Origin of the sequence: Balneola sp., from assembly GCA_003712055.1 — a bacterium.
Taxonomy (GTDB): Bacteria; Bacteroidota; Rhodothermia; order Balneolales; family Balneolaceae; genus RHLJ01.
Genome location: RHLJ01000005.1, coordinates 65,060 through 86,625 on the forward strand (window position 1 = coordinate 65,060; position 21,566 = coordinate 86,625).

The 21,566-nt window shown below is 40.5% G+C and carries 13 protein-coding genes and 1 pseudogene; 6 read left to right on the forward strand and 8 right to left on the reverse strand.

Annotation, left to right across the window (positions count from 1 at the left end; genetic code table 11):
• The first annotated feature begins 64 nt into the window (after positions 1–64).
• Positions 65–1,165, forward strand: a complete 1,101-nt coding sequence (locus ED557_12290) for a calcium/sodium antiporter (GenBank protein ID RNC79908.1) — start codon at positions 65–67, stop codon at positions 1,163–1,165.
• 227 nt (positions 1,166–1,392) lie between these two features.
• Positions 1,393–2,706, forward strand: coding sequence for a Na+/H+ antiporter NhaA (nhaA, locus tag ED557_12295; protein ID RNC79909.1), 1,314 nt, complete (start codon positions 1,393–1,395; stop codon positions 2,704–2,706).
• A 193-nt stretch (positions 2,707–2,899) separates the two neighbouring features.
• Here the strand turns inward: nhaA and ED557_12300 are convergent, their stop codons facing one another.
• From ED557_12300 to ED557_12330, 7 genes are all read right to left on the reverse strand, one after another.
• Entirely contained in the window at positions 2,900–3,859 is a 960-nt protein-coding gene (locus ED557_12300; GenBank protein ID RNC79910.1) for a hypothetical protein, read from the reverse strand.
• 98 nt (positions 3,860–3,957) lie between these two features.
• The gene (locus ED557_12305) at positions 3,958–5,535 is read right to left on the reverse strand and encodes a T9SS C-terminal target domain-containing protein (GenBank protein ID RNC79911.1); all 1,578 of its coding nucleotides are present in this window, start codon (positions 5,533–5,535) and stop codon (positions 3,958–3,960) included.
• Positions 5,535–8,885, reverse strand: a complete 3,351-nt coding sequence (locus tag ED557_12310) for a hypothetical protein (protein RNC79912.1) — start codon at positions 8,883–8,885, stop codon at positions 5,535–5,537. Before ED557_12310 ends, ED557_12305 begins: the two co-directional genes overlap by 1 nt.
• 201 nt (positions 8,886–9,086) lie before the next feature.
• A complete protein-coding gene (locus tag ED557_12315) occupies positions 9,087–10,664 on the reverse strand; it encodes a T9SS C-terminal target domain-containing protein (protein ID RNC79913.1) in 1,578 nt (525 codons plus the stop codon).
• 2 nt (positions 10,665–10,666) lie between these two features.
• A complete protein-coding gene (locus ED557_12320) occupies positions 10,667–14,137 on the reverse strand; it encodes a hypothetical protein (GenBank protein RNC79914.1) in 3,471 nt (1,156 codons plus the stop codon).
• A gap of 150 nt (positions 14,138–14,287) precedes the next feature.
• Positions 14,288–16,006 (reverse strand): ATP-dependent DNA ligase, encoded by a 1,719-nt coding sequence (locus tag ED557_12325; protein RNC79915.1) that lies wholly within the window; start codon positions 16,004–16,006, stop codon positions 14,288–14,290.
• A 132-nt stretch (positions 16,007–16,138) separates the two neighbouring features.
• Entirely contained in the window at positions 16,139–17,128 is a 990-nt protein-coding gene (locus ED557_12330; protein RNC79916.1) for a hypothetical protein, read from the reverse strand.
• Positions 17,129–17,429: 301 nt separating this feature from the next.
• Here ED557_12330 and ED557_12335 point away from each other — a divergent pair.
• The 4 genes and pseudogenes from ED557_12335 (at position 17,430) to ED557_12350 (ending at position 20,565) form a co-directional block, all read left to right on the forward strand.
• A pseudogene (locus tag ED557_12335) lies at positions 17,430–18,061 on the forward strand (hypothetical protein).
• The gene (locus ED557_12340; protein ID RNC79917.1) at positions 18,054–18,635 is read left to right on the forward strand and encodes a hypothetical protein; all 582 of its coding nucleotides are present in this window, start codon (positions 18,054–18,056) and stop codon (positions 18,633–18,635) included. Before ED557_12335 ends, ED557_12340 begins: the two are co-directional and overlap by 8 nt.
• A 251-nt stretch (positions 18,636–18,886) precedes the next feature.
• Positions 18,887–19,615, forward strand: coding sequence for a hypothetical protein (locus ED557_12345; protein RNC79918.1), 729 nt, complete (start codon positions 18,887–18,889; stop codon positions 19,613–19,615).
• A gap of 191 nt (positions 19,616–19,806) precedes the next feature.
• A complete protein-coding gene (locus tag ED557_12350) occupies positions 19,807–20,565 on the forward strand; it encodes a MerR family transcriptional regulator (protein ID RNC79919.1) in 759 nt (252 codons plus the stop codon).
• 56 nt (positions 20,566–20,621) lie between these two features.
• On the opposite strand, the gene ED557_12355 is transcribed toward ED557_12350, so the two are convergent.
• Entirely contained in the window at positions 20,622–21,554 is a 933-nt protein-coding gene (locus ED557_12355) for a LysR family transcriptional regulator (protein RNC79920.1), read from the reverse strand.
• Positions 21,555–21,566: the final 12 nt, after the last annotated feature.

A 21,566-nucleotide genomic window follows, 5' to 3' on the forward strand; every position in this document is an offset into this window, starting at 1 on the left:
AAAGTGACATCATTTAAAAAATTCTGCTCACCTTCTCATCAGAAAAATCCGCATCTTTAGGTATATGACCATTTTACTATTCATCCTCGGACTTATCGGCTTAATAGCGGGTGCAGAACTCTTTTTAAAAGCCGTAGATCATTTTGGACTCAAGTGGGGAGTTTCACCGCTTATTATGGGTCTGACGGTTGTGGCATTTGCTACCGGCGCTCCTGAGTTAGCGATTAGTATCAAAGCGGCAGCTAGCGGAAGTGCCGATCTGGTATTAGGGAATATCATTGGAAGTAACATCGCGAATATCCTGTTGATTCTTGGGATTACCTCAGTAATTGCAACGCTCAATATCACCCTTCGGGTTATCCGGATTGACGTTCCTATTGTGATAGGGGTTAGCGCGGTACTTTTCTTTCTTGCCTGGGATGGTGTGCTCACCACCCTTGATGGGATAATTCTACTGGCCGGATTTATAGCCTATTCCATTTTTACTTTTTTTCAGATAAGAAAAGGAAAGGAAGAAGACAGTGTAGACGAAGTTTTTCAATATGAAAAATCGATAGATGAACTGGCCCAGGGGTCATGGTTCTATATTAAGAATGGAGGTTTTCTTCTGGTTGGTCTTGCCTTGATTGTACTCGGCTCAAACTGGATGGTAGAAAGTGCGGTGAAAATTGCTACTATTTTAGGCATTTCAGAACTGGTGATTGGTTTGACCATTGTTTCTATAGGAACCTCTTTACCGGAAATAGCTACTTCCCTGGCTTCGGCCCGAAAAGGGAATGCTGACATTGCCGTGGCAAATGTGTTGGGAAGTAACTTATACAATGTATTGCTTACACTTGGACTTACGCTGATTATTGCCCCAACTGTATTAACTGTTTCTACTGATGCTATTAACCTGGATCTGCCATTTATGGTAGCCGTTTCTATTGTGTGTATTCCAATCTTTATTGCTGGGTTCAATCTGACCAGGATGGACGGTACAATTTTCTTGTTTTATTACATTACGTACATGGCCTATTTGGTAATGAAGTCGCTGGAGTCGCCGGGAGTAGAATTAATTGAACAGGGGATGGCTTTTGTCGTGATTCCACTTACTATTGCATACATGATTTGGAAAATCTATTTGTACCGCAAACAATTAGCGGAAACTTTTGGTGCAGATTGAGAACGATTTTATAGACTAAGTTGGTTCTATGGTCGATTCATTACTATGCTTACGCAATCATTACATATCACACTTTATCTTTCCAGGTGGTTACTCGGCTTGAAAAGAGTAGTTTTGCCAATAGTAATTGGGTGTCCGCAGCATCACTTTGAAGAACGGTAGTCTTTTTTCCGTCTTTCTCGTAGCTCGCGCTGCCTCAATCCAAAAAAACTAACTCGAATCTAATCATGGCTAACAAATCTTCAACTAAACCTTTATCTCCGGTAATGGAGTTTATCCAGGCGGAATCCTTTTCCGGGATTTTGTTAATGATCTCCGCGGTTCTGGCATTAATCGTTGCAAATTCACCTCTATCGGACTGGTACATCCAATTATTTCAACAAAAACTTACTGTTGGATTTGATGGAGCCAATATCTCTAAACCTCTCATTTTATGGATCAATGATGGCTTGATGGCCATTTTCTTTTTACTCATTGGTCTTGAGATTAAGAGAGAAATTAAGTTCGGGGAGCTTTCAACCATGCAGAAGGCATTGCTTCCTGTAATCGCAGCTTTTGGTGGGGCACTAATTCCAGGGTTAATCTTTTTTGGCTTTAATGCTGGTAGCGAATACCTGGATGGCTGGGCGATAGCTATTGCAACTGATATTGCATTTGCGATAGGGGTACTGGCTTTATTAGGAAGCAGGGTACCGGTTTGGGCTAAAGTATTTTTAACCGCAGTAGCAGTAGTGGATGATTTGATTGCGGTATTAGTAATCGCGCTATTTTATACCAGTAAGATTTCTGTTACTGCTCTTGCTGTAGCCGGAGTTACTTTTGTCATCCTATTGATTATGAATCTCTCCAACATTCGAAATATGATGTTGTATCTGTTTTTTGGATTGGTGCTTTGGGTGGCCGTACTTAAATCAGGAGTGCATGCAACGATTGCCGGAGTGTTACTTGGGTTCTTAATTCCTGCTACTTCACCAAGGAATAAGGGTGAGCTATTGGATAACATTGAAGAAGGAATCAATATGTTGAGGGCCGCTCAAACCTCAGAAGGGAAGGAGGATGGACAAACTGCGATGCACCATATTGAAGATAATGTGGAAGAACTGGAAAGCCCCTTGCATAAGCTGGAACATAAACTGCATCCCTGGGTGGCTTATTTCATAATGCCTGTATTCGCCTTTGCTAATGCCGGAGTGGCTTTATCTGCGGAACAGGCCGTAGCTGCGTTCTCATCTACCTTAACGCTTGGTATCCTGTTTGGTCTATTTCTCGGAAAACAGATTGGAATTATGCTTTCGGTCTGGATATCGAGCAAGCTGGGCATTGTTAAACTGCCCGATTCAAACCAGGTTTGGACAGTATTCTATGGAATCGCCTGTTTAACTGGTATCGGTTTTACCATGTCTCTCTTCATCGGTGGACTGGCGTTTACTGATCCAGCTACTATCGAGTATTCAAAAGTAGGGATCTTTGTAGGCTCGCTGCTTAGTGGTTTGCTTGGATATATGTTCCTTAAAGTGAAGCTGAAGCCGGAAGCGGGATAAGAAGTAAGAATATCGATTAAAGAATATCAAAGGAAGAAGTGAGGACAATGATCAATTTTTCAATGTTCTTCCTTCTTAACTCTTACTTCATCTTATTAAAGTAATCCTGAGGATATTTCAGAAGGATCAAACCGAATATTTACTCAATTAGATTCTTCGGCGGTAGCCTCAGAATGACAACAAAAAGAAGGGATTACTTTGCTTTTCTCTTCTGGGCTAGCTTCTCTTTTTCTGTTAGAATCCAATTCACATACAAGAACTCCAGTGCAGAACTTTCATAGCCTTTCCAGTTTTTGATGTACTCCTGGAATTCTTCTTCGGTTGTGTGATTTGGATCACCTCCATAACTCCAGATAATCCATCTTCTAAGGCCTTTTTCTTCCCCTTTCTGAAAGTTGGAAGGGAAGGAAGCATCGGTTCGGGCTCGCATCATTACTAAATCCTGGGCAGCAGTAGGGCCAATTCCTTTAATAGCACAAAACTCATCATACGCAGTATCCGGATCAACATTAGAAATATGATCCATATCCGTTACTCTACCCACAATATTTGTAGCAAGCTCAACCAGGTACTGGCCTTTTCGAAGTGTTGGTCCAAGTTTACGGATATTAGCCGGATCTGCTTTCATGAGCTGATGAGCTCGTGGCCAGGCAGGAAGTGTTCCTCCCTGATGTTCAATAGCAGAACCATAAGTCTCCCTAACCCGGTACATCATTTTTTTTGCGGTTGGCTTGTGGTTCATTTGCATTTCCACAATCCGGTTTTGAATATCCTCAAATAGGTTTGCCCGGGTCATTCGCTTAAGTCCGTATAAGTTGCCCAGCTTATCTCCTAAGAGCGGATCACTTGCAGCCTGATCATACAAAGGCCGAACATCCATATCCGTACCAAAGATTTTAGCCAGGCTTATGTTAGCCATCTCAATTTCCTCTTTGCTCAGCGATTCTTTCGACTCAATATTGAACTCCGGTTGATCAGGGTCACCGTTAAAAAAAGAAGTAATAATGACATCCCGGTCTCCAACAGGAATAGGACGGGTGAATCCTTCTTCAAAAATGGTTTCCGGGTTATGTTCGTGATCGAAATAGGATTGTACATCCAGGCAAAGAAACCAATCGTGGGGAGGGGTGGATTTGAGGGTCCAGCTACTCATGCAATTAACAATTAAGAATGTTTCAATTAGGAATTAATGTGTGAACATAGGAAGTATTCAACTAATTCCTAATTGATCATTGAAACATTCTTAATTGATTATTTAATAAGCATCATTTTCTTGGTACTGGTAAAGTCGTTTACTTCAAGCGTGTAGAAGTAGAAGCCTGATGCAAGTCCGGATGCATCGAAACGTGCGTTATAAGTTCCATTTACCTTATACTCATCTACTAACACCTGTACTGCTTGTCCCAGTATATTGAATACCGTCAATGTTACATTTCCGGCGTCTCTTACCTGATAGCTAATGGTAGTATTAGGGTTAAATGGATTCGGGTAATTTTGATCGAGTTTGTACTCGATAACTTCACCAAGCGGTTCATCGGTAGACAAAAGTTCATAGGCATAAAACTCTACATGCCCCACGTTTTCTAAGCCATCAACGGTAGTAAAGGGGGATGAAATTAAAATATCACCACTTTGCCCGGTAGAAACCCTGGTTCCGTAATATTCAGAGTTTTCGCTGTTTCCCGGGAAACTAAAGACCTCGAAATCATTTGGGAATCCGTCGGTTTCATAAATCCCGTAGTGATGTATTTTCCCTTCGTTTTCGAAGCCTGATCGGTTTGCTCCGATAAGAAGCCCGGCCAGGTCACTTTGTGCTATAGAAATACCGAAGTGATCATTGGCGCCTGAGGTTTCATCAAAAAATTCGGTAGACATAAACCATTGCTCATTGTCCTTGTTGAAAAAGTATACCGATCCGGTTTGAACACCCTCCGGATTATTTGATCCCGGGGTACCAACAAATAAGGCACCATGAAAATCGTGTACTGCATCTTTTACAAGAACAAAGACTTGAAGTTGTTTAGCCAGACTATAACCGAATAAATCACTGGAAGAACCATTTGGGTCATAAAGCTTGGCAGCCTGACTCCAGTTACCTTCCATATCTTTTTCGAAGATATAAACGGCACCACTTCTTTCAGAGGCTCCGGTAGCATTATAGGCTCCAACTGCGACCAGGTTCTCACTTAGTAGCAGTACAGAATGACCGAAGAAATCATTGGCTTCTCCGTCAGAGGCTACAAGTTTAGCCGTTTGGATCCACTCATTGTTCTCTAATTCAAAAATGTATGCAGCTCCTGATTTTGAGTCATTACCATCTGCCTGATAAGCGCCAATTACCGAGAGATCGTAAATGCGATTCATGTCCAGGGCACTGCCAAAGCGACTCCCCATTTTTGCATCATTTGGACGAAGCGTTTGAGTATGTATCCAGGAAGTATCATTTGGCTGGTATACAAATACCGATTCCTGCATAAGGATTCCGTTTTCACTACCTAATGATCCAATAAAGGCCTGGTCAAAGCTTATTTTGGAACTTAATCCAAAATTAGAAGAAGACGGAAGCCCATCCGGGCTCACTTCCTGTTGGATTTCCCAGTTTTCACCCATTCTTATATAAAAGAAGGCCGAGCCAACGGCTTTTTTATCCCCAATATCTTTTTGAGGAGCTGTGGCTATGGCATTCCACTCTCCAACTGAAACCGAGAAACCAAAGAGCTGGTTTTCGACAGCTTCGGGTTGTTCTGAAGAGAGAAAATCCTGGCTGAATCCGGAAACGGTTAGTAGAGAGAGGAGTAGAAGGGTACAGAGTGTTTTAAGCGTTTTCATTATTCTGCCTCCGTATAAGCTTCAATTTCTAAGTCTAGTTCAATTGGATCGCCGGTATATTCAATCAAAGTGTGAGATTTATGATCTGTTCCCCCAGTAAATCGATATCCTTTAGGAAGGACAATACGGAGTTCATATTCCCCTTCTTCAATGTTGTGAATGGCAAACTTTCCATCTTTACTGGTTATTGCAAAATATTCCAATCCTCCTGTTGATTCGGTGTCAAAACTACCATCTTGATCTTGATCAAGAAATACGCGGAGGCCTGATTTCAAGGAATCAGCATTTTCTGGAAATGTAACGGTTCCATAGACATTCGGAGAGAAAGAAAAACCAGTTGTAGTAAATGTTCTTTCAGGAGGGTTTATACCATCATCAATCATCACATAAAAGTATACAGAATCGCTCTCGGAGATATTCTCCGGGGAAATAGTGATTGATTCTGTTCCATATCCATCCTCATCAAAATTAGATGCTTCAACGTGGGTAATAATTTGAGCCAATTCAAAAGAACGAATAGAATTCACGTAAAAAGTAAGGTGAGTTGAGTCTGGTAAAACGGTCCAGTAATCGGCATCTAATTGAAATGAGTTTTCATTCTGTGTGACTTCCAAATCAATGAGTGGATATTGATAGATATCAGTCACATCAAGAGATACAGAGTCGGGAGCCTGATCTCTGGGAAGAGAAATAAGTACCTGATAACGTCCATCCACTAGCTTGGAATGTCCGATTTCCTCTTCGCTCATGGCTGATGCTGAATGAACAATGAATACAGCTCCGGTGTCATTGGTTACCCAAGTCATATTTTCTTCATAATCAAACGTCGGCTGTCCGGTGGAATCATCCTGAGAAACCATAATGGCCCGTGAGAGCTCATGGATCCCTTCTGGTCCAACAACAGTAACCAGCACGCTATCAATCTCAGAATCCCAGTCAGCAATGAATTGTAGGTAATTAGGGGTCACCGGATCGGCATATACTTCAAAGGTGTGAGAGCTTATAATGTAGGGAGAGTGATCGCTTAACGCCTTTTCGCTTTCATCATCTTCAATATCGTCTTCAATATCACTGATGTTACTTTTACCAGAGAACGTGCTTATACTTTGCTTACTAAATTTATACTTGGCACCTAGATAATACTTGGTCCAAAGTATTTTGATTTTTGTCCAAGCTGCGGCATAGCTATCAGAGAGATCATCATATTTATAACGAATGGCACCATCTACACTTCCTAGTTTATCCCCTCCAATAAAAGGAATAGAGCTAGGGACATAGAAGGTCACATCAACCAAAGCATCAAAATCTTTATTGGAGTTCACATACACCGAGGCATCTAATTCAACCATAGGATCAGAAGGGATACTTACATCTATTTCTGCTAATACTCCAGCAGAATAAGTAGTAGTAGTATAGGTATACTTATCAATGCCATCAGTTGAGTAGCCTAGAAGTTTGTATATGCGATAAAGAATACTTATTGCAGAACTTGTTGTATCAACGTAATCCTGGAAAATCACGTCAAGAGTAAAATCTCCTTCTCCAAGGAGACTATTCCAATCATCACCATCCTTGTAGGCACCTACATTTACGTCCCCACTCATGGTAAATTCGTTCTTATCTATGGTTACTGCGTCATACATTTCCAAAAGGGTTGCCGACTCTCCCCCTAAGGTGAATCCGCCTCCATAAATGGTCGTGATGTCCGCATCTACATATAAATTAGATGTATTGGTCAGGTTTCCAACTGTTCCACTCATTTCCGCTATCTGGATTCCTTCAAAGAGTTCTAAGGCTTCCTCCAGATTATCAGCAGTGTAAGTAATAGATATTTCATCAATAGAAGCTGGATCTCCGGTAAATTTTAAAACGGCATCTATTTCTGTACCTGAGGTAAATACTACATCTACTTCTGATTCTGTAATCCCATTTTCATCAAAGGATAAGACGAAGTTCTTTAGGTCCATGGTACCTAAATCTGCATTTTCAATTTCGATGGTTAAGTCTTCCACCTTAAAGGAAGGCTCGCTTCCGCTAACATCAATTTCAAGGCCAGGATTGTCATCATCGCCCAGGGTTACAGAAAGGGAGAATACTTCGGTAATCTCGAGTTCTCCTGTTACTTCGAAGACTCCATCCGAGTAAGCGATGTCAAGGTCTTTAGCTTCTACTTCAAGATTTCCGAGGGTCAAATCACTGTTTACATCTACTTCAAAGGAATGTAGTTCTCCATCCTTTATTACCAGGCCCGGATCGCTTGATGTTCCAAAATCAGTATCAATGGTTTCGTTGTCTACACTTAAATTCGCGTCTCCGTAAAGGTAGAATTCACCATCACTTTTCCATTCAACACCTAAATCATCTGTTTTTACACTCAATCCTGAAAATGTGAAGTCTTCGGTTATGCCGATATTTATTTGTGTAAGTGATCCGTTATCAATGATAAGTCCCGGGTCATCAGAATCTCCTAAAGTGGCAACAACGGCATCATCTCCAATATCAAACTCGATGTCCCCGTACATCTCGAAATAATCTTCTCCGGAATCATATTCAAAGGTTAGCCCGGTCGGGGCGATGGTCAGGGATTCAACCTCGAAATCGGCGGTTACCTCAAAGTTGATGTGGGTAATGGTTCCGTCTTCAATAATAAGCCCCGGATCATCGGCATCGCCCAGGCTCACATCCATTTCTTCATCGTCGAAGGTAATGGTTACATCCCCGTACATTTCCATATAGTCCTCTGCGGAATCATACTCAAAGGTTAAGTCGTCAGGAGAGATACTAATGGACTTTATTTCAAAATCTGCACTTACCGAAATTGAAAAGCTTGTTATGGTACCATCTTCTATAACTACTCCTGGATCATCTGAATCACCTAATGAAACAGTCATAGTTTCATCGTCAAAGGTAATCTCCACATCGCCAAATATTCCAAAAGTTGTACCTCCTAACCATTCGAAGCCAAGATCGGTAGGGGTTATTGTTAACGATTTAAGATCAAAATCTGTGCTTACTGAAAGGACAATCGACTCCAGTTCTTCATCTGAAATATCCAAATCAAGGGTAGCATCAATGGTTTCTCCATCAAAAGAAACTTCAACCGTACCGTCCAGCTCAAAAAGGTTATCTGCAGAGGAATAGGAGAAGGTAAGTGATTGAGGGCTCACAGTAATACCAAATACAGTTATATCATCAGTATAACTGATAGAAAAATCTCCGTCAGAGGTATCAAATTCGATACCAGAAATACCACTTATGGTAAATGACTGTGCGTTAGCTTTTGAAGGTAAGATTAGAAAGGAACAAATAGGGATGAGAAGAAAGCCACACCGAATAAAAAAGGATTCCATAGTCTTCAGTAATTTTTACTGATTTTAGGAATTTGAAGTAACTTTTAAAAATGTGTAGACTTCTCATAGATGTCTTTTTTGGAAAGAAAATTCGGAAGGATTAGGCATTTAACAATTAAGAATGTTCCAATTAGGAATTAGATTGCGATCGTGGGTCTATCCAAATAATTCCTAATTGATTATTGAAACATTCTTAATTGCTTATTTAATAAGCATCATCTTCTTAGTACTGGTGAAGTCATTGACTTCCAGCGTATAAAAATAAAAGCCTGATGCCAGTGAGGAAGCATTGAATGTAGCAGTGTATGTACCTGAAGTTTGCTGCTCATTCACAAGTACTTGTACAGCCTGACCCAATAGGTTGAATACCGTTAAACGTACCATTCCTGCATCCTTAACCTGGTAATTAATGGTGGTAGTAGGATTGAACGGATTCGGATAGTTTTGCTCAAGCCTGTATTCAATAATTTCTTCGCCTGGTGTTTCTTCATTGGAAACGAACCTGTAATCAAAGAAATAAACCGATCCGGAATTCGTAGCGTCATCCACATCAGCATGAGGAGAAGAAACAAGTAATGTTAGTTCATCAGCAGCTACTTGATACCCAAAATTGTCGAATTCTCCAGATTCAGTGATGCTAATTATGTTTGCCTCTGAATCAGGAGTTTCTTCAAAGAAAGGCCAAATGCTATACTGATATACGGTTCCTGTTTTACTAACGGTACTTTGTGAAGACCGACTGGCACCTACATAAAAACCACCAAAATCATTAGCCGCTACAGAAATCCCAAAATGATCATTGTGCTCGCTGCTTGCTTCGATTAATTCTTCGTTTAACTCCCAGCTGTCTTCGCTTGTTTTTTGGTATAAGTATACCGAACCCGTTTTTCCGTTTTCATTAATAGTTCCCGGAGCACCTATATAGAGGAATCCACCGAAATACTGAAGAGAACTACTTTTTTGAACATATACCTGAGACGCGGTAACACTATACCCAAAAAGGTCACTGGAGGCACCAGCTACATCGAAAAGTTTAGCGTTTTGTATCCATTCTTCACCTTCTTTTTCGAAGATATATACAACCCCGGTTCTTTCAGTCGCACCATCGGCGTTATAGGCTCCAATTGCAATAATCGATTCGGTAACCATGACAACCGAATGGCCAAAAGAATCGTGTGAAGAACCATCTTCTGCCATGAGTTTATACGTTTGCTGCCAGCTGCCATCAACTTTTTCAAATAGATAGGCAGCTCCGGATTTGATTTCAGTACCAGTAGCCTGACTCGCTCCTACAACTGCAATAGATCCATGGATATCTACTGATACTCCAAACCTGGAGCCTGCTTTTGTATCAGAAGCTTTCAGCTTTTGAGTTTGTATCCAGGTCGTGTCATTGTATTCATATGCATAAATAGCTCCTGAATGTATTCCTCCTTCATGATCGCCCGTAGCTCCAATAAGAGCATCATCGTATCCAAAGCTTACACTTGCACCAAAATTGGCAAAATCAGTTAATCCAAGTGGCGATGCTTCTAACACTATGTTCCACTCGTTATTGGTTTTTTGATAGAACAAAACGGATCCGGCAGACTGGTAGTTGCCGATATCCTTTTGAGGAGCGCCCACCATGGCCCAATCTCCTACAAGGGCAGAAGACCATCCATAAAGGGCATGTTCCACAGTTTCGGGCTGTTCAGATTCCAGTAAGTCCTGTGCATTTGTCGAAATTGCCAGGAAACAAAGTAAAAGTGTCGATAAGATATATTTCAGAAACTTCATGATTAGTCCTCCTCAGTGTAAGCTTCCATGGTTATTACAATAGTTTGAGGAGTTCCATCAAACTGTATGATTTCAGAACCAAATCGGTCGGTTTCTCCAACGATTCGATACCCTTCGGGCAATACGATTCGTAGTTCATATTCTTCATCTGAAGTCAATCCGCTTATGGCAAAGAAGCCACTGGAATCGGTTATTGCAAAGAGCTCCAAGCCTCCGGTAGATTCCACATCAAAACTGCCGTCAACGTCTTCATCAATAAATACACGCTGCCTTTCTTTTAGTGAATCAGCTCCTGTAGGGAATACTAACTGTCCGATGATATCCGGTTGATAAGCAAAGCCTTGAGTAACTTCTGTTTTCACAGGTGGATTCTCACCATCCTCGATAATTCCGTAGAAATAGAGTGTATCAGCTCCGGTTACAAAATCAGGGATTAGTTCATAAGTTTCTGTTCCATAACCCTCTTCATCAAAGTTACTTGCATCTACATGATCAATTAATTTCCCATCGGTAGTTTCTGCTGAAGAAGCTACATAGAAAGAAAGGATTGTAGAATCGGGTAGTGTACTCCAATAGTCCATTTCCAGTTCAAAGCGATTGTCATCTGTTTTCGATGCGGAAATCGATACATCTGGTGCCTGCCATAACGGAGTAAAGGTTACTGAATCGATGGCTGTTGCTTGATCGAAAAATGAAATCACCAATTGATACCGACCATCTAACAGTTTAGCTTTGGCCATACTCGAATCTTCATTGAACGCTGAGGGCGAGGTATACAAGAAAATGGAAGAGGTATCACCGAATACTACATCCATGTTCTCTTCATAAGTAAGAGTTGGTGTTGTGGTACTGTCATTTTCCGATAAAACTACCCCTTTAGTTAACTCATAATTTCCTCCGGGACCAATTACCGAGATTAGGGCAGAATCTGATGCCTCAGCCCAGTCAATCTCAATAAGCATTGTGTTTGGCATTGGATCGGTTACATCAAAGGTATGTATGACCATTTGAGGAGCAGTACCATCGGCAACAGCTTTACTTTGGTCGTCATTTATTTCCCTTTGAATACTGCTGATGGTGCCACTACCAATTTTTGATACCTTTCTACTACCAAAGTTGTACTCAGCACCTACATGGTAAGTGTGCCAGAAGGTTTTGATACGAACCCAGCCAGCGCCATAGCTATGGTGCAGATCGCCATGTTTGTATCGAACAGCACCATCTACACTACCATAGTGTTTGCCACCGATAAACGGAACCCAATGTGGTACAATGAATTCTACATCTACAAGGGCATCGAAATTTCGGTGCGTATCAAGGGTAACTGTTGCACTTGCCTCAATAAGAGGGTCACCTGGTATTTTAATATTAGCACTTGCCTTTACACCACTCCACTCTCTTACCAAACAAGAGCCTGCAGGTAATCTGTTGCAGAAAGACTCTCCAAATGGCAGATAGTAAGTAATTGTACCAATAGACAGGTCAATGTCCCCACTTCCTATCAATGAATGCCATGAATCGGATCCGGAACGGTAGGCTCCAACGTTTACATCGCCATTTATTTCAAAGAAATTCGGCTCAATGGTTACATCATCTCTCATCTGGAGCAGGGTAGCTGATTTGCCATCAAGGGTGAACCCACCCCCATAAATGGTTTCAATTGAGCCCGTAACTGTTAGTTCTGAAGGTTTGGTAAGGTTATCTACCGATGCTCCTAACAAGGTTAGCTGAACTCCTTCGAAGATTTCAATGGCTTCGCCAATGTTATCTGCACGGTAATCAATTTCAATACTGTTCAGTTTAGCAGGATTACCTGTGAACTTCATAACAGCATCAATTTCCCATCCCTGAGGGAATACCACACTAACATCTGATTCTTCAATCCCGCTACTGTTAAACTTGAGATCGAGTTTTTTTAGGTCAATCGCACCAAGGTTAGCATGTTCGATGTCGATTTCCAGGGCTTCTACTTTGAAGCGAGGTTCAGAACCACTTACGTCAATCTCAAGACCTCCCTGACTTCCTTCACCAAGAGTAACAGAAAGGGAGAATACTTCGGTAATCGACATTTCACCGGTTACTTCGTATTTACTACTGGAGTATTTGATATCCAGATCTTTGGTCTCTACCTCCAGGTTGCCCAGCTTCAGGTCGCTATTAACATCTACTTCGAAGGAGTGGAGGTTCCCATTTCGAACTACAATTCCGGGGTCACTGAAAGTACCAAAGTCTACGTCTATGTTTTCGCTATCAATGCTCAGATCTGCATCTCCGTAAATGTGATAGTCTGATCCGCTATTCCATTCAGCACCCAGATCAGTGGTCTTTATTTTGAGTCCTTCCAGGGAAAAATCAGCGGTTACACCAATGTTCACATGTTGTATGCTGTTGTTATCATAAGTTAAACCTGGATCGTCAGCATCACCCATATTGGCGGTTAGTTCATCACTACCAATTTTGAAGGTAAGATCACCATACATCTCGAAATAATCGTTTCCTGAGTCATATTCAAAGGTGAGATCGGTAGGAACAATAGCCAGGCTCTTAATTTCGAAATCAGCAGTAAGGCTAAAGTTTACATGATTGATGCTTCCGTTTTCATAAACCAATCCGGGATCATCTGCATCGCCAAATGTCGCATCAATTTCTTCGCTATCAAATTTAACAGAAACCGAACCATACATTTCGAAGTAGTCATTTCCGGAATCATACTCGAATGTCATTCCATCAGGAGAAACAGTTACTCCTTTTACATCGAAATCGGCTGTAACGCCAATGTTGAGATGTGTTAAATCTCCATTCTCAATTAAAAAACCGGGATCATCTTCATCACCTAAAGCACCCTCAACCTGGGTGCCATCAAAATTAGCAGTAACATTTCCATAAATCTCATATTGGGAATCTGCTTCGGAGTAGATGAATGTCAATTCATCTGGAGTGATTGATAGCTGCTTGATAGAAAATTCTCCGGAGATACTCATATCAATCTGTATTATATCCCCATTTTCTATCACTATGCCAGGATCAGATAGATCTCCCACATCGGCATCAAAGGTGTCGTCTCCCAACTCGGCAGTAAGGCCGCCATATATAGCAAAGTTGGTACTTCCTGTCCATTCAAAGCCCAGGCCTTCGGGAGTTACCGACAGAGACCGAAGGGTAAATTCGTCAGTAATTGATAATGCAACTTCTGTAAGACTCCCGTTGGTTATTACCAGGCCGGGAGTGTCGGCATCTCCAAAACCAACGTCCATACTTTCTCCGTCAAAAGATGCGGAAGCTGTTCCATAAAGAGAGAGTATTTCATCAACGTCATTATAACTTAGAGTTAACCCAGACGAAGTAATATCTATTCCATGAACATTAAAGTTCGTGGAAAAAGAAATGGTATAGCTTCCTCCCGTTGTATCGAAATCGACGCCCGTAATTCCCGGAATGGAAATATTTTGAGCGAATAGCGGGGTGGAAAACATCAAAAAAGAAAAAATCGCAACGTTACGCGCGACGTATTTTGAAAAATAACTCATAATACCCTGTATTAATTGATAAGCTAATTCAAAGATGATAATAGAATGAATTGTTACAAATAATTAGAAATGTAGGGTATATGTAGGGTAACTAAATCATATCCTAGAGAAGGTAAATGATGGATTTTTACCTTGTCGATCTCGTTCCTGACTTATTTTTTCTTGATACAGGCGTTCCACTTCTTTAAGAGTATCTGCGTCAGAAGGGGATAGATCCCACCGTATGGCTTTGAACCGTGGGAAACGCAATGTGTACTTAGCCTTTGTTCTTTTATTAACTTGTATATCTTCGAATTCGAGTTCTATTACTAAATGCGGTTTTAACAAAAGGGTGGGGCCAAAGCGCTCTAGAGTAATTTCTTTAATGAGGGCGTTCATCTTTTTAAGCTCTTTATCAGAGTACCCACCATAAGCTTTTCCTATGGGAATGAATTCTTCTTCGTAACGTTCATCATCTTTTACTGAAATACCCAATGTGAAATCAGAATAGGTTCCACCTCGCTTTCCACTTCCTGCATGAGCATAAAGCATTACGGTATCCAATGAACCACTAGGCTTCTTTACTTTTAACCAGGACTTTTTTCTTTGTCCATATTCATAAGTTGAATCTTTTCGTTTCAGCATGAGCCCTTCATTACCATGGTTCAATGCTCGTTGGAAAAGCTCTTCTACATCATCTTCATCACTTATTAGCATTTGTGAAGTGAGCGGAAGTGTATGTGTAACTGATAGATGTTCTAATTTCTTTCTTCTTTCGGATAGTGTTTCGTCAAACAAAGGTTGTCCGTCTAAAAACAGTATATCATAAGCGATGAAAAGCACTGGGTATTCCTCAAGGAGTATTGCAGACGGTTTCTTAACTCCCATTCGTTTTTGGAGCATCTGAAAAGGCATGATGGTGTCTTCTTTGAATACACAGATTTCTCCATCCAATACTATAGGAGGTACATTTCGTTGTTCGAAGAACTCAAGAATCTCGGGGAAGGAGCCGGTAATTTCATTCAGATCTCTGGAGAATAATTTCACTTTGCCATTGGCTATATGAGCCTGGCATCGCATACCATCAAACTTTTCTTCAGCGATATATTCGGAAAGATTCTCTACTGCTCTGCTTTCGATAGGAGAAGCGAGCATAAAGGCTATGGGACTGAACATCTCAAAAGTGGCGTCACCCAAGCGATCATTTTTTGCCATGAGTGCAGTTTCTTCAATGCTGCCGGTGATCATTCGGGCGTATCGAACTTGCTCCAGGGGTTGACTAAAGGCCTTGGAGATGGCGTTTTCTACACTCTTCGTTTCAAACCCGATGCGGAGGGAACCCTGTCCCAGTATTCGAAGGAAGTATTTGACTTCAAGAGGTGTCAGTTTGGTCCAGGTTTCCCAAAGAATCTGATTCTTGAACTCTCTTTTAGAAGTGATATAAAGTTGCTCGAAGATGGAATCGACTTCTTGAAGGCCCAGTTCAGTATTAGACCACTTTTCTCTAGCTTCAGGAATATTTTCGAATAAACGTTGAATTGTTTCTGAAGAACTTCCGGTAGCCGTTCGACTAGGTTTGAATACCAGTTCATAATCAATTTCACAGAACTCGGCTGCCAGAGTAGCAATAGTTCTATAGCCTACAGAAGCTCGTTTTCCAGAAACGGAAGAGAAAGCTCCTTCGCTTAGGTAGCGGACTGCAAGTCTCAAATCCTCATCAGCTTGAATAGAACGGAAGTAGTCAGCACCCAGTTTAATCTTTGCATTATTTCCCCGGGTGTTCGAAATGGTTTGGGCAATTTCAGCAAGCCTCCGGAAAGTATTAGCTTTTTGCATTACTGACACACCCCTTGTTCCCCTCTAAAGAGGGGAGACTTAATAAGTTTGTTCGATTTTAGGTCGAAGAGCGTTCCCTCCCATGGAGGGGATTGAGGGGTGGGTTTTTTAGGTTTCGAAATGGCAAATTGCTTATTCATTATCCACTGCCTCCAAATCCAGAAAACCGGAGTTAATTCCCAAACCATCCAGATAATGCTGTACTACCCTGGGATTAGGAGTATGAGTGATAAGCACTTTTTTTGGGCTTAGTTGCTTGCAAAGGGAAATCAGTTCAAAGAAGTCCAGGTGATCAGAAATGGGAATGAGTTCATCTACCGTAAGCTGTGTTTGTCGTGATTCATTGGCTGCCCATCCGGAACAGTATGCCACTTTCTTTTTCTTCACATTGCTGGCAAAGCCGGTACCAAGTGCTGAACTTGGACAAATTAGTATCTTGCCTTCACAGCTTTCCCGGTCATAGGTTTCATAGTTTCCTAATGAGAATCCATGTTCTTCATAAACAGAACACAACTTATATCCGGCTCCATGAATTTGCATCGGATGATTTAACTCTTTCAGAATGAACATCAGTTCTTGTGCTTTCCCAAGGTTATATGCAGTAAAAATGGGAGTAATGCCTTGTTCCAGATTTTTAGAAGCGAAACTCCTGATCTGGTTTGCCAGCTCTTTCTCAGCCTTCCATTTATAAATCGGTAAGCTAAATGTGGCTTCGGTGATAAAGGTATCAATTTGAGCTTCAGGTAGTTCGAAGCCTTCGGTAGCAGGGGATGGAGGTGTTCGATAATCTCCGGTATACAGTACATTGCCATAATCACTTTCAACAAAAGTCATAGCTGAACCCAGGATATGGCCGGCTGGATAGAAAGTGATGCGCGCTGTATCTGTTTCAAGTGGCTTCCCAAAAGGAAGGGGAGTGACTGTACCTCTGAATCCTCTCAGTTTCATAAAGCTGGCAGTGGGAGGGGTAGCGTAAACGCTTAATTTTTTGTTTTGAGGAACATGATCGGCATGAGCATGGGAGATGAAGATATGCTGGGCTTTGGTTCCCGAATAGTCTAGTCCAACTCCCACTTCCGGGAGTAGTATGCCGTGATATCCTGCTTTTCTGATTTTGAGCATAGTCTAGTAGTCATTCTGAGCATAGCGAAGAATCAGCAATTCTAAGAAGTAAGCTGATCCTTCGGCGGTAGCCTCAGGATGACGTTATAAATTGATAAACAATATCCAACAAAGAACATTCGATTTTGGAAAGAAAAGATAGAGAAGCAGACTGACAACATTATGTCATAGGGATCAAAAAAGATTTTTTATGACCATAAAGAATTAAAAATTGCTAGATATATTAAGTGTATCAATATCTATCATTTATCACACACATTAAGTATAATTATAAGAACTGTAAATATATTGGCAAAGAGAAATGAGCATCAACTTACCTTATCTACCAACTCCAGGATCACTACCAAAAATTTTAGAAAAAATTGTTTCTGCTACTGTACCGGTATCATTTAATAGTGATTTCTTGGGCACTAAGCTCGGATTCCCTGGAGGAAATCAGAGGAGATTTATTTCTTGGGCAAAAAAATGTGGGATGTTAAATGATGATGGTACTCCAACACAAATATATAAGAACTTTAGGAATCCAGATTACCGGGGTTCTGCAATGGCAAGAGCACTCAGAATTGGTTATTCCGAATTGTATACAAGGAACGAGTATGCCCACGATTTAGATGATAAGGAATTAACCAAATTAATTGGTGAGATTACAAGTAAGGCCCACGATGACGCTGTGCTTAAGTATATCGTTAGGACATATAAGTATGCAAAAGATTTTGCCAATTTTGAAAGCAGTGTTTCTGGTCTTCCTGATGAAGAAGAAAATGATTCTGAAAGCCCACCTCCTACAGGATCAACACAAAAAAAAGCACCAATTCAAATAATTTAAATCTAGGATTAAACTATACAATTAATCTTGTACTCCCCAAAACAGATGATCCGGCAATCTATAATGCAATATTTAAATCATTGAAGGAAAACTTGTTAGATGAGTAATATCGATAAGATAAAATTATTTACTGTTGCAAATTCTTTAACCGAACATCACCTGGATAAGGTTGAACAAGAGTTTGACTTAGATCTTCAAAGAGAAAAAAAAGCTGAAGTTCAAAGAAAAGATTATTATCTGCAATTTGGCTCAGACCTAAGAATAGAAGCTAAATTAATGGCTGAGCATTACGAGGTTTTTTATTGTCTTGAGAAATCTATAAGGACTTTAATCTCAGAATTGATGTATGAAAAATACGGAGAGGACTGGTGGGAAAATCAAGTTGACGAGACTATAAAAACCAACGTAACTACTAATATAAAAAGAGATGAAGATTCAGGTTTTACTATTAGGTCAGATGAAAAAATTGATTACACTACTTTTGGGGAATTAAGTCAAATAGTTATTGGTAATTGGGAAGCATTCGATGAATTATTCCAACGTGGAAAAAGATCTTTTCAACGAATTATGACAAATCTAAATCAACTTCGCGGACCAATTGCACATTGCAGTCCATTAGCAGATGATGAAGTCGTGAGATTGGAGCTTACAGTAAAAGATTGGTTTAGGCTAATGGATTAGAATTCCTAAGCTGGCGTAAGCGTCCTAGTATGCTTGCCTCTAAAGTCATCCCGAATTTATTTCGGGATCTTTGTGGAGTTTAAAAGCTGTTTATCACTTATGTCTTGACCACAGCCGTTTCTTAAGATGCTGAAACAAGCCAGCCTCCCGAAGAATATATTCGGAGGGCAGGTTCAGCATGGCATTTAAAGTAGCGTAACTCTTTATTCCGTTGTTTCAGAGATGTAACTTCTACCAATAAAACTATTTTCATGAAAAAACTAGCTCTCTTTTTAGTACTTCTTTTTACTGTGTATTCTTGCGATAACGAAGATCCCGTCGCACCCGATACCTCTTTAAATCAGATTCTTCCTATTGGAGATTCAAGAGTAGATGGTGCACGTCCAGCTTTTGAGAGCTATCGCTATGAACTTTGGAAATTATTGGTTGATTCTGAACTAGAGTTCGACATGGTTGGGCCGTACACAGATGCAGATCATGTAGGTGGTTATGCAGATTACCAGGGAAGGTCATTTGATGATGATCATGCTGGAGTTGTTGGGTTTGAGACAGAGGATGTTCTTAGAACAATGAACTTCATCTTACTTTCTGTTCCTCAACCGGATATTGTTTTATTGGGTATAGGAGGTAATGACTTATTGGCTGAAGACCCTATTTCTGAAGTAATAGAAAATATTAATGAGATTATTGACCAATTACAGGCTACAAATGAAAATCTGGTAATTGTACTTGAACAAATTGCTCCAGCTCGTTCTGATGCTATAACTCCAGAACAAGAGCAACTCCTCAATGAATTTAATGCTACTATTACTACTGTAGCAGAACAACAGAGCACAAACTCATCTCCTGTGATAGTAGTAGATATGTCTGCTAACTGGAGCGATGAATATATGGCTGATGCATTACACTATAATGAAGAAGGAGCCCGAGTAGTGGCGCAACGCTATTTTGATGCTTTTGTCCAATATTTAGATGAGTAGCCCAAGTCATCCAGAATTTATTCCGGGATCTTTGTAGGGCTTATAAATTATTCATAACTAGGCTCTTAATCAGAGCCGTTTCTTAAGATGCTGAAACAAGTTCAGCATGACTTATTTGTTGAATATTCATTATCTCCTTGACTCTAACCTTACGTCAGTTCCTATCTTGGTGATGAACAAACAACATTGTCATGGAAAAGTATTCAGTAAGTCGACTGGCTAGTCTGGCTGGAATTACCATTCGAACCCTGCATCATTACGATAAAATCGGGTTGTTAAAACCAGCTAATCGTAGTGCCTATTCAAACTATAGGTACTATGGAGAAAAAGAGCTCCATAGGCTTCAACAGATATTGTTTTTCAAGGAACTTGGATTTCCATTAAAGGAAATCAAACCAGTGCTTGACGATCCAAATTTTGATCAACTAAGAGCGCTCAAATTCCAACGAATTCAATTATTGAAGCAAACTGATCGACTTCAAACCTTAATTCAAACCATCGACAAAACCATAAATAACCTGGAAGAGGACATAACAATGAACATACAAGATCTATATGATGGTTTCTCTAAAGAAGAGGTAGTAGCCATGTATAAAGAAGTAGAAGAGAGTTATGACAAAGAGGTCGTGACTGAATCGTGGAATAACATAAAAGCGATGGGAGTGGAAGGCACCAGAGCGGTTTCTCAGGAGATGGAGACTATCGCCAAAGAAATGTCGACGTTAATCGGTAGTCCTTTAGACTCTGAGGGTGTCATTGCTCTCATGAAGAGACAGCACCGGGCTAATGAGATGTTTTATAAAACTTCCGCTGAGATATTTAAAGGACTGGGAGATATGTATGTCTCTGATCCTAAATTCAGTGAATTTTATGACAAACATGCGAAAGGAACGGCTCAATTCATGCGGGATGCAATGTATCATTATGCAGAGCATAGATTGAATGGGTAAGAGAAAGAAGAGAGGTGATGAGTGAAAGTATCTGACCTTTCACCTCTCACTTCATATTACTCCACTACCAGTTCTTCTTTCTGAACTTTCAATGATTCAGGAATGGAATTCTTTATGGAAGTACCTAAAGCATCTATCAGATTCTTCTTTAAAAACTCCCGGCTGTAAACCAGTCGAATTTTGCGGGTAGGTACTGGATCATTGAACTCTTTGATTATACCATTCGCACATCGAGTATCATGATCTTCCATAGATAGGTAAGGCATAAGCGTGATACCGAAATCCTGTTCAACCAATCGCTTTAAGGTTTCAAGATTTCCACTTTGGAATTGGATATTGCCTTTATTCTGCTTCTCGTTATCCTTTCGGCAAATCTTAATCGCCTGATCCCGGAAGCAATGGCCTTCGTTGAGCAACCAAAGGTTTTCTTTATACAGATCTTTTAAGTCTAGTTTATCCTTGGAAGCAAATTTATGCATGTTGGAGATATAGCCAAGAAAGGGCTCAAGGAATAGTTCTTCCTCAAAAAGATGTTGATCAGTTGCAGTTGCGATAATCCCTACATCGATATGATCGTCATGTAAATTCTCCAGTAATTCAGAAGTAAGCATCTCCTGGAAAGTAAGTTCTACTTTAGGATGCTGCTCTGAGAAATTTTTTAAGAATAAAGGCACTAGGTAAGGAGCAACAGTCGGGATGATACCCACTTTGAAGGAACCTTGTAATTCGTCTCCTCGAAGTGCAGCTACATCTTCGATTTCTTTGGAATCTCGAAGTATGATTTTAGCTTTCTCAATAATCTCTTCACCAATTTGAGTAGGAATTACTGGTGTTTTAGATCGATCAAAAATCAAAACCCCTAATTCATCTTCCAGCTTCTGGATTTGCATACTAAGTGTAGGCTGAGTGATATAGATTTTTTGAGCTGCAGTTGCAAAATGCCGGTATTTATCAACTGCTACTATATATGAAAGCTGGGTAAGAGTCATGGATGGATAGTT

Bases quoted from the DNA above. Each gene is read 5' to 3' on its own strand.
- ED557_12290 (RNC79908.1), top strand. From the start codon at position 65: ATGACCATTTTACTATTCATCCTCGGACTTATCGGCTTAATAGCGGGT.
- ED557_12305 (RNC79911.1), bottom strand. From the start codon at position 5,535: ATGAAAACGCTTAAAACACTCTGTACCCTTCTACTCCTCTCTCTACTA.
- ED557_12355 (RNC79920.1), bottom strand. From the start codon at position 21,554: ATGACTCTTACCCAGCTTTCATATATAGTAGCAGTTGATAAATACCGG.
- ED557_12350 (RNC79919.1), top strand. From the start codon at position 19,807: ATGGAAAAGTATTCAGTAAGTCGACTGGCTAGTCTGGCTGGAATTACC.
- nhaA (RNC79909.1), top strand. From the start codon at position 1,393: ATGGCTAACAAATCTTCAACTAAACCTTTATCTCCGGTAATGGAGTTT.
- ED557_12300 (RNC79910.1), bottom strand. From the start codon at position 3,859: ATGAGTAGCTGGACCCTCAAATCCACCCCTCCCCACGATTGGTTTCTT.
- ED557_12345 (RNC79918.1), top strand. From the start codon at position 18,887: ATGAAAAAACTAGCTCTCTTTTTAGTACTTCTTTTTACTGTGTATTCT.
- ED557_12340 (RNC79917.1), top strand. From the start codon at position 18,054: ATGAGTAATATCGATAAGATAAAATTATTTACTGTTGCAAATTCTTTA.
- ED557_12310 (RNC79912.1), bottom strand. From the start codon at position 8,885: ATGGAATCCTTTTTTATTCGGTGTGGCTTTCTTCTCATCCCTATTTGT.
- ED557_12330 (RNC79916.1), bottom strand. From the start codon at position 17,128: ATGCTCAAAATCAGAAAAGCAGGATATCACGGCATACTACTCCCGGAA.
- ED557_12325 (RNC79915.1), bottom strand. From the start codon at position 16,006: ATGCAAAAAGCTAATACTTTCCGGAGGCTTGCTGAAATTGCCCAAACC.
- ED557_12315 (RNC79913.1), bottom strand. From the start codon at position 10,664: ATGAAGTTTCTGAAATATATCTTATCGACACTTTTACTTTGTTTCCTG.
- ED557_12320 (RNC79914.1), bottom strand. From the start codon at position 14,137: ATGTTTTCCACCCCGCTATTCGCTCAAAATATTTCCATTCCGGGAATT.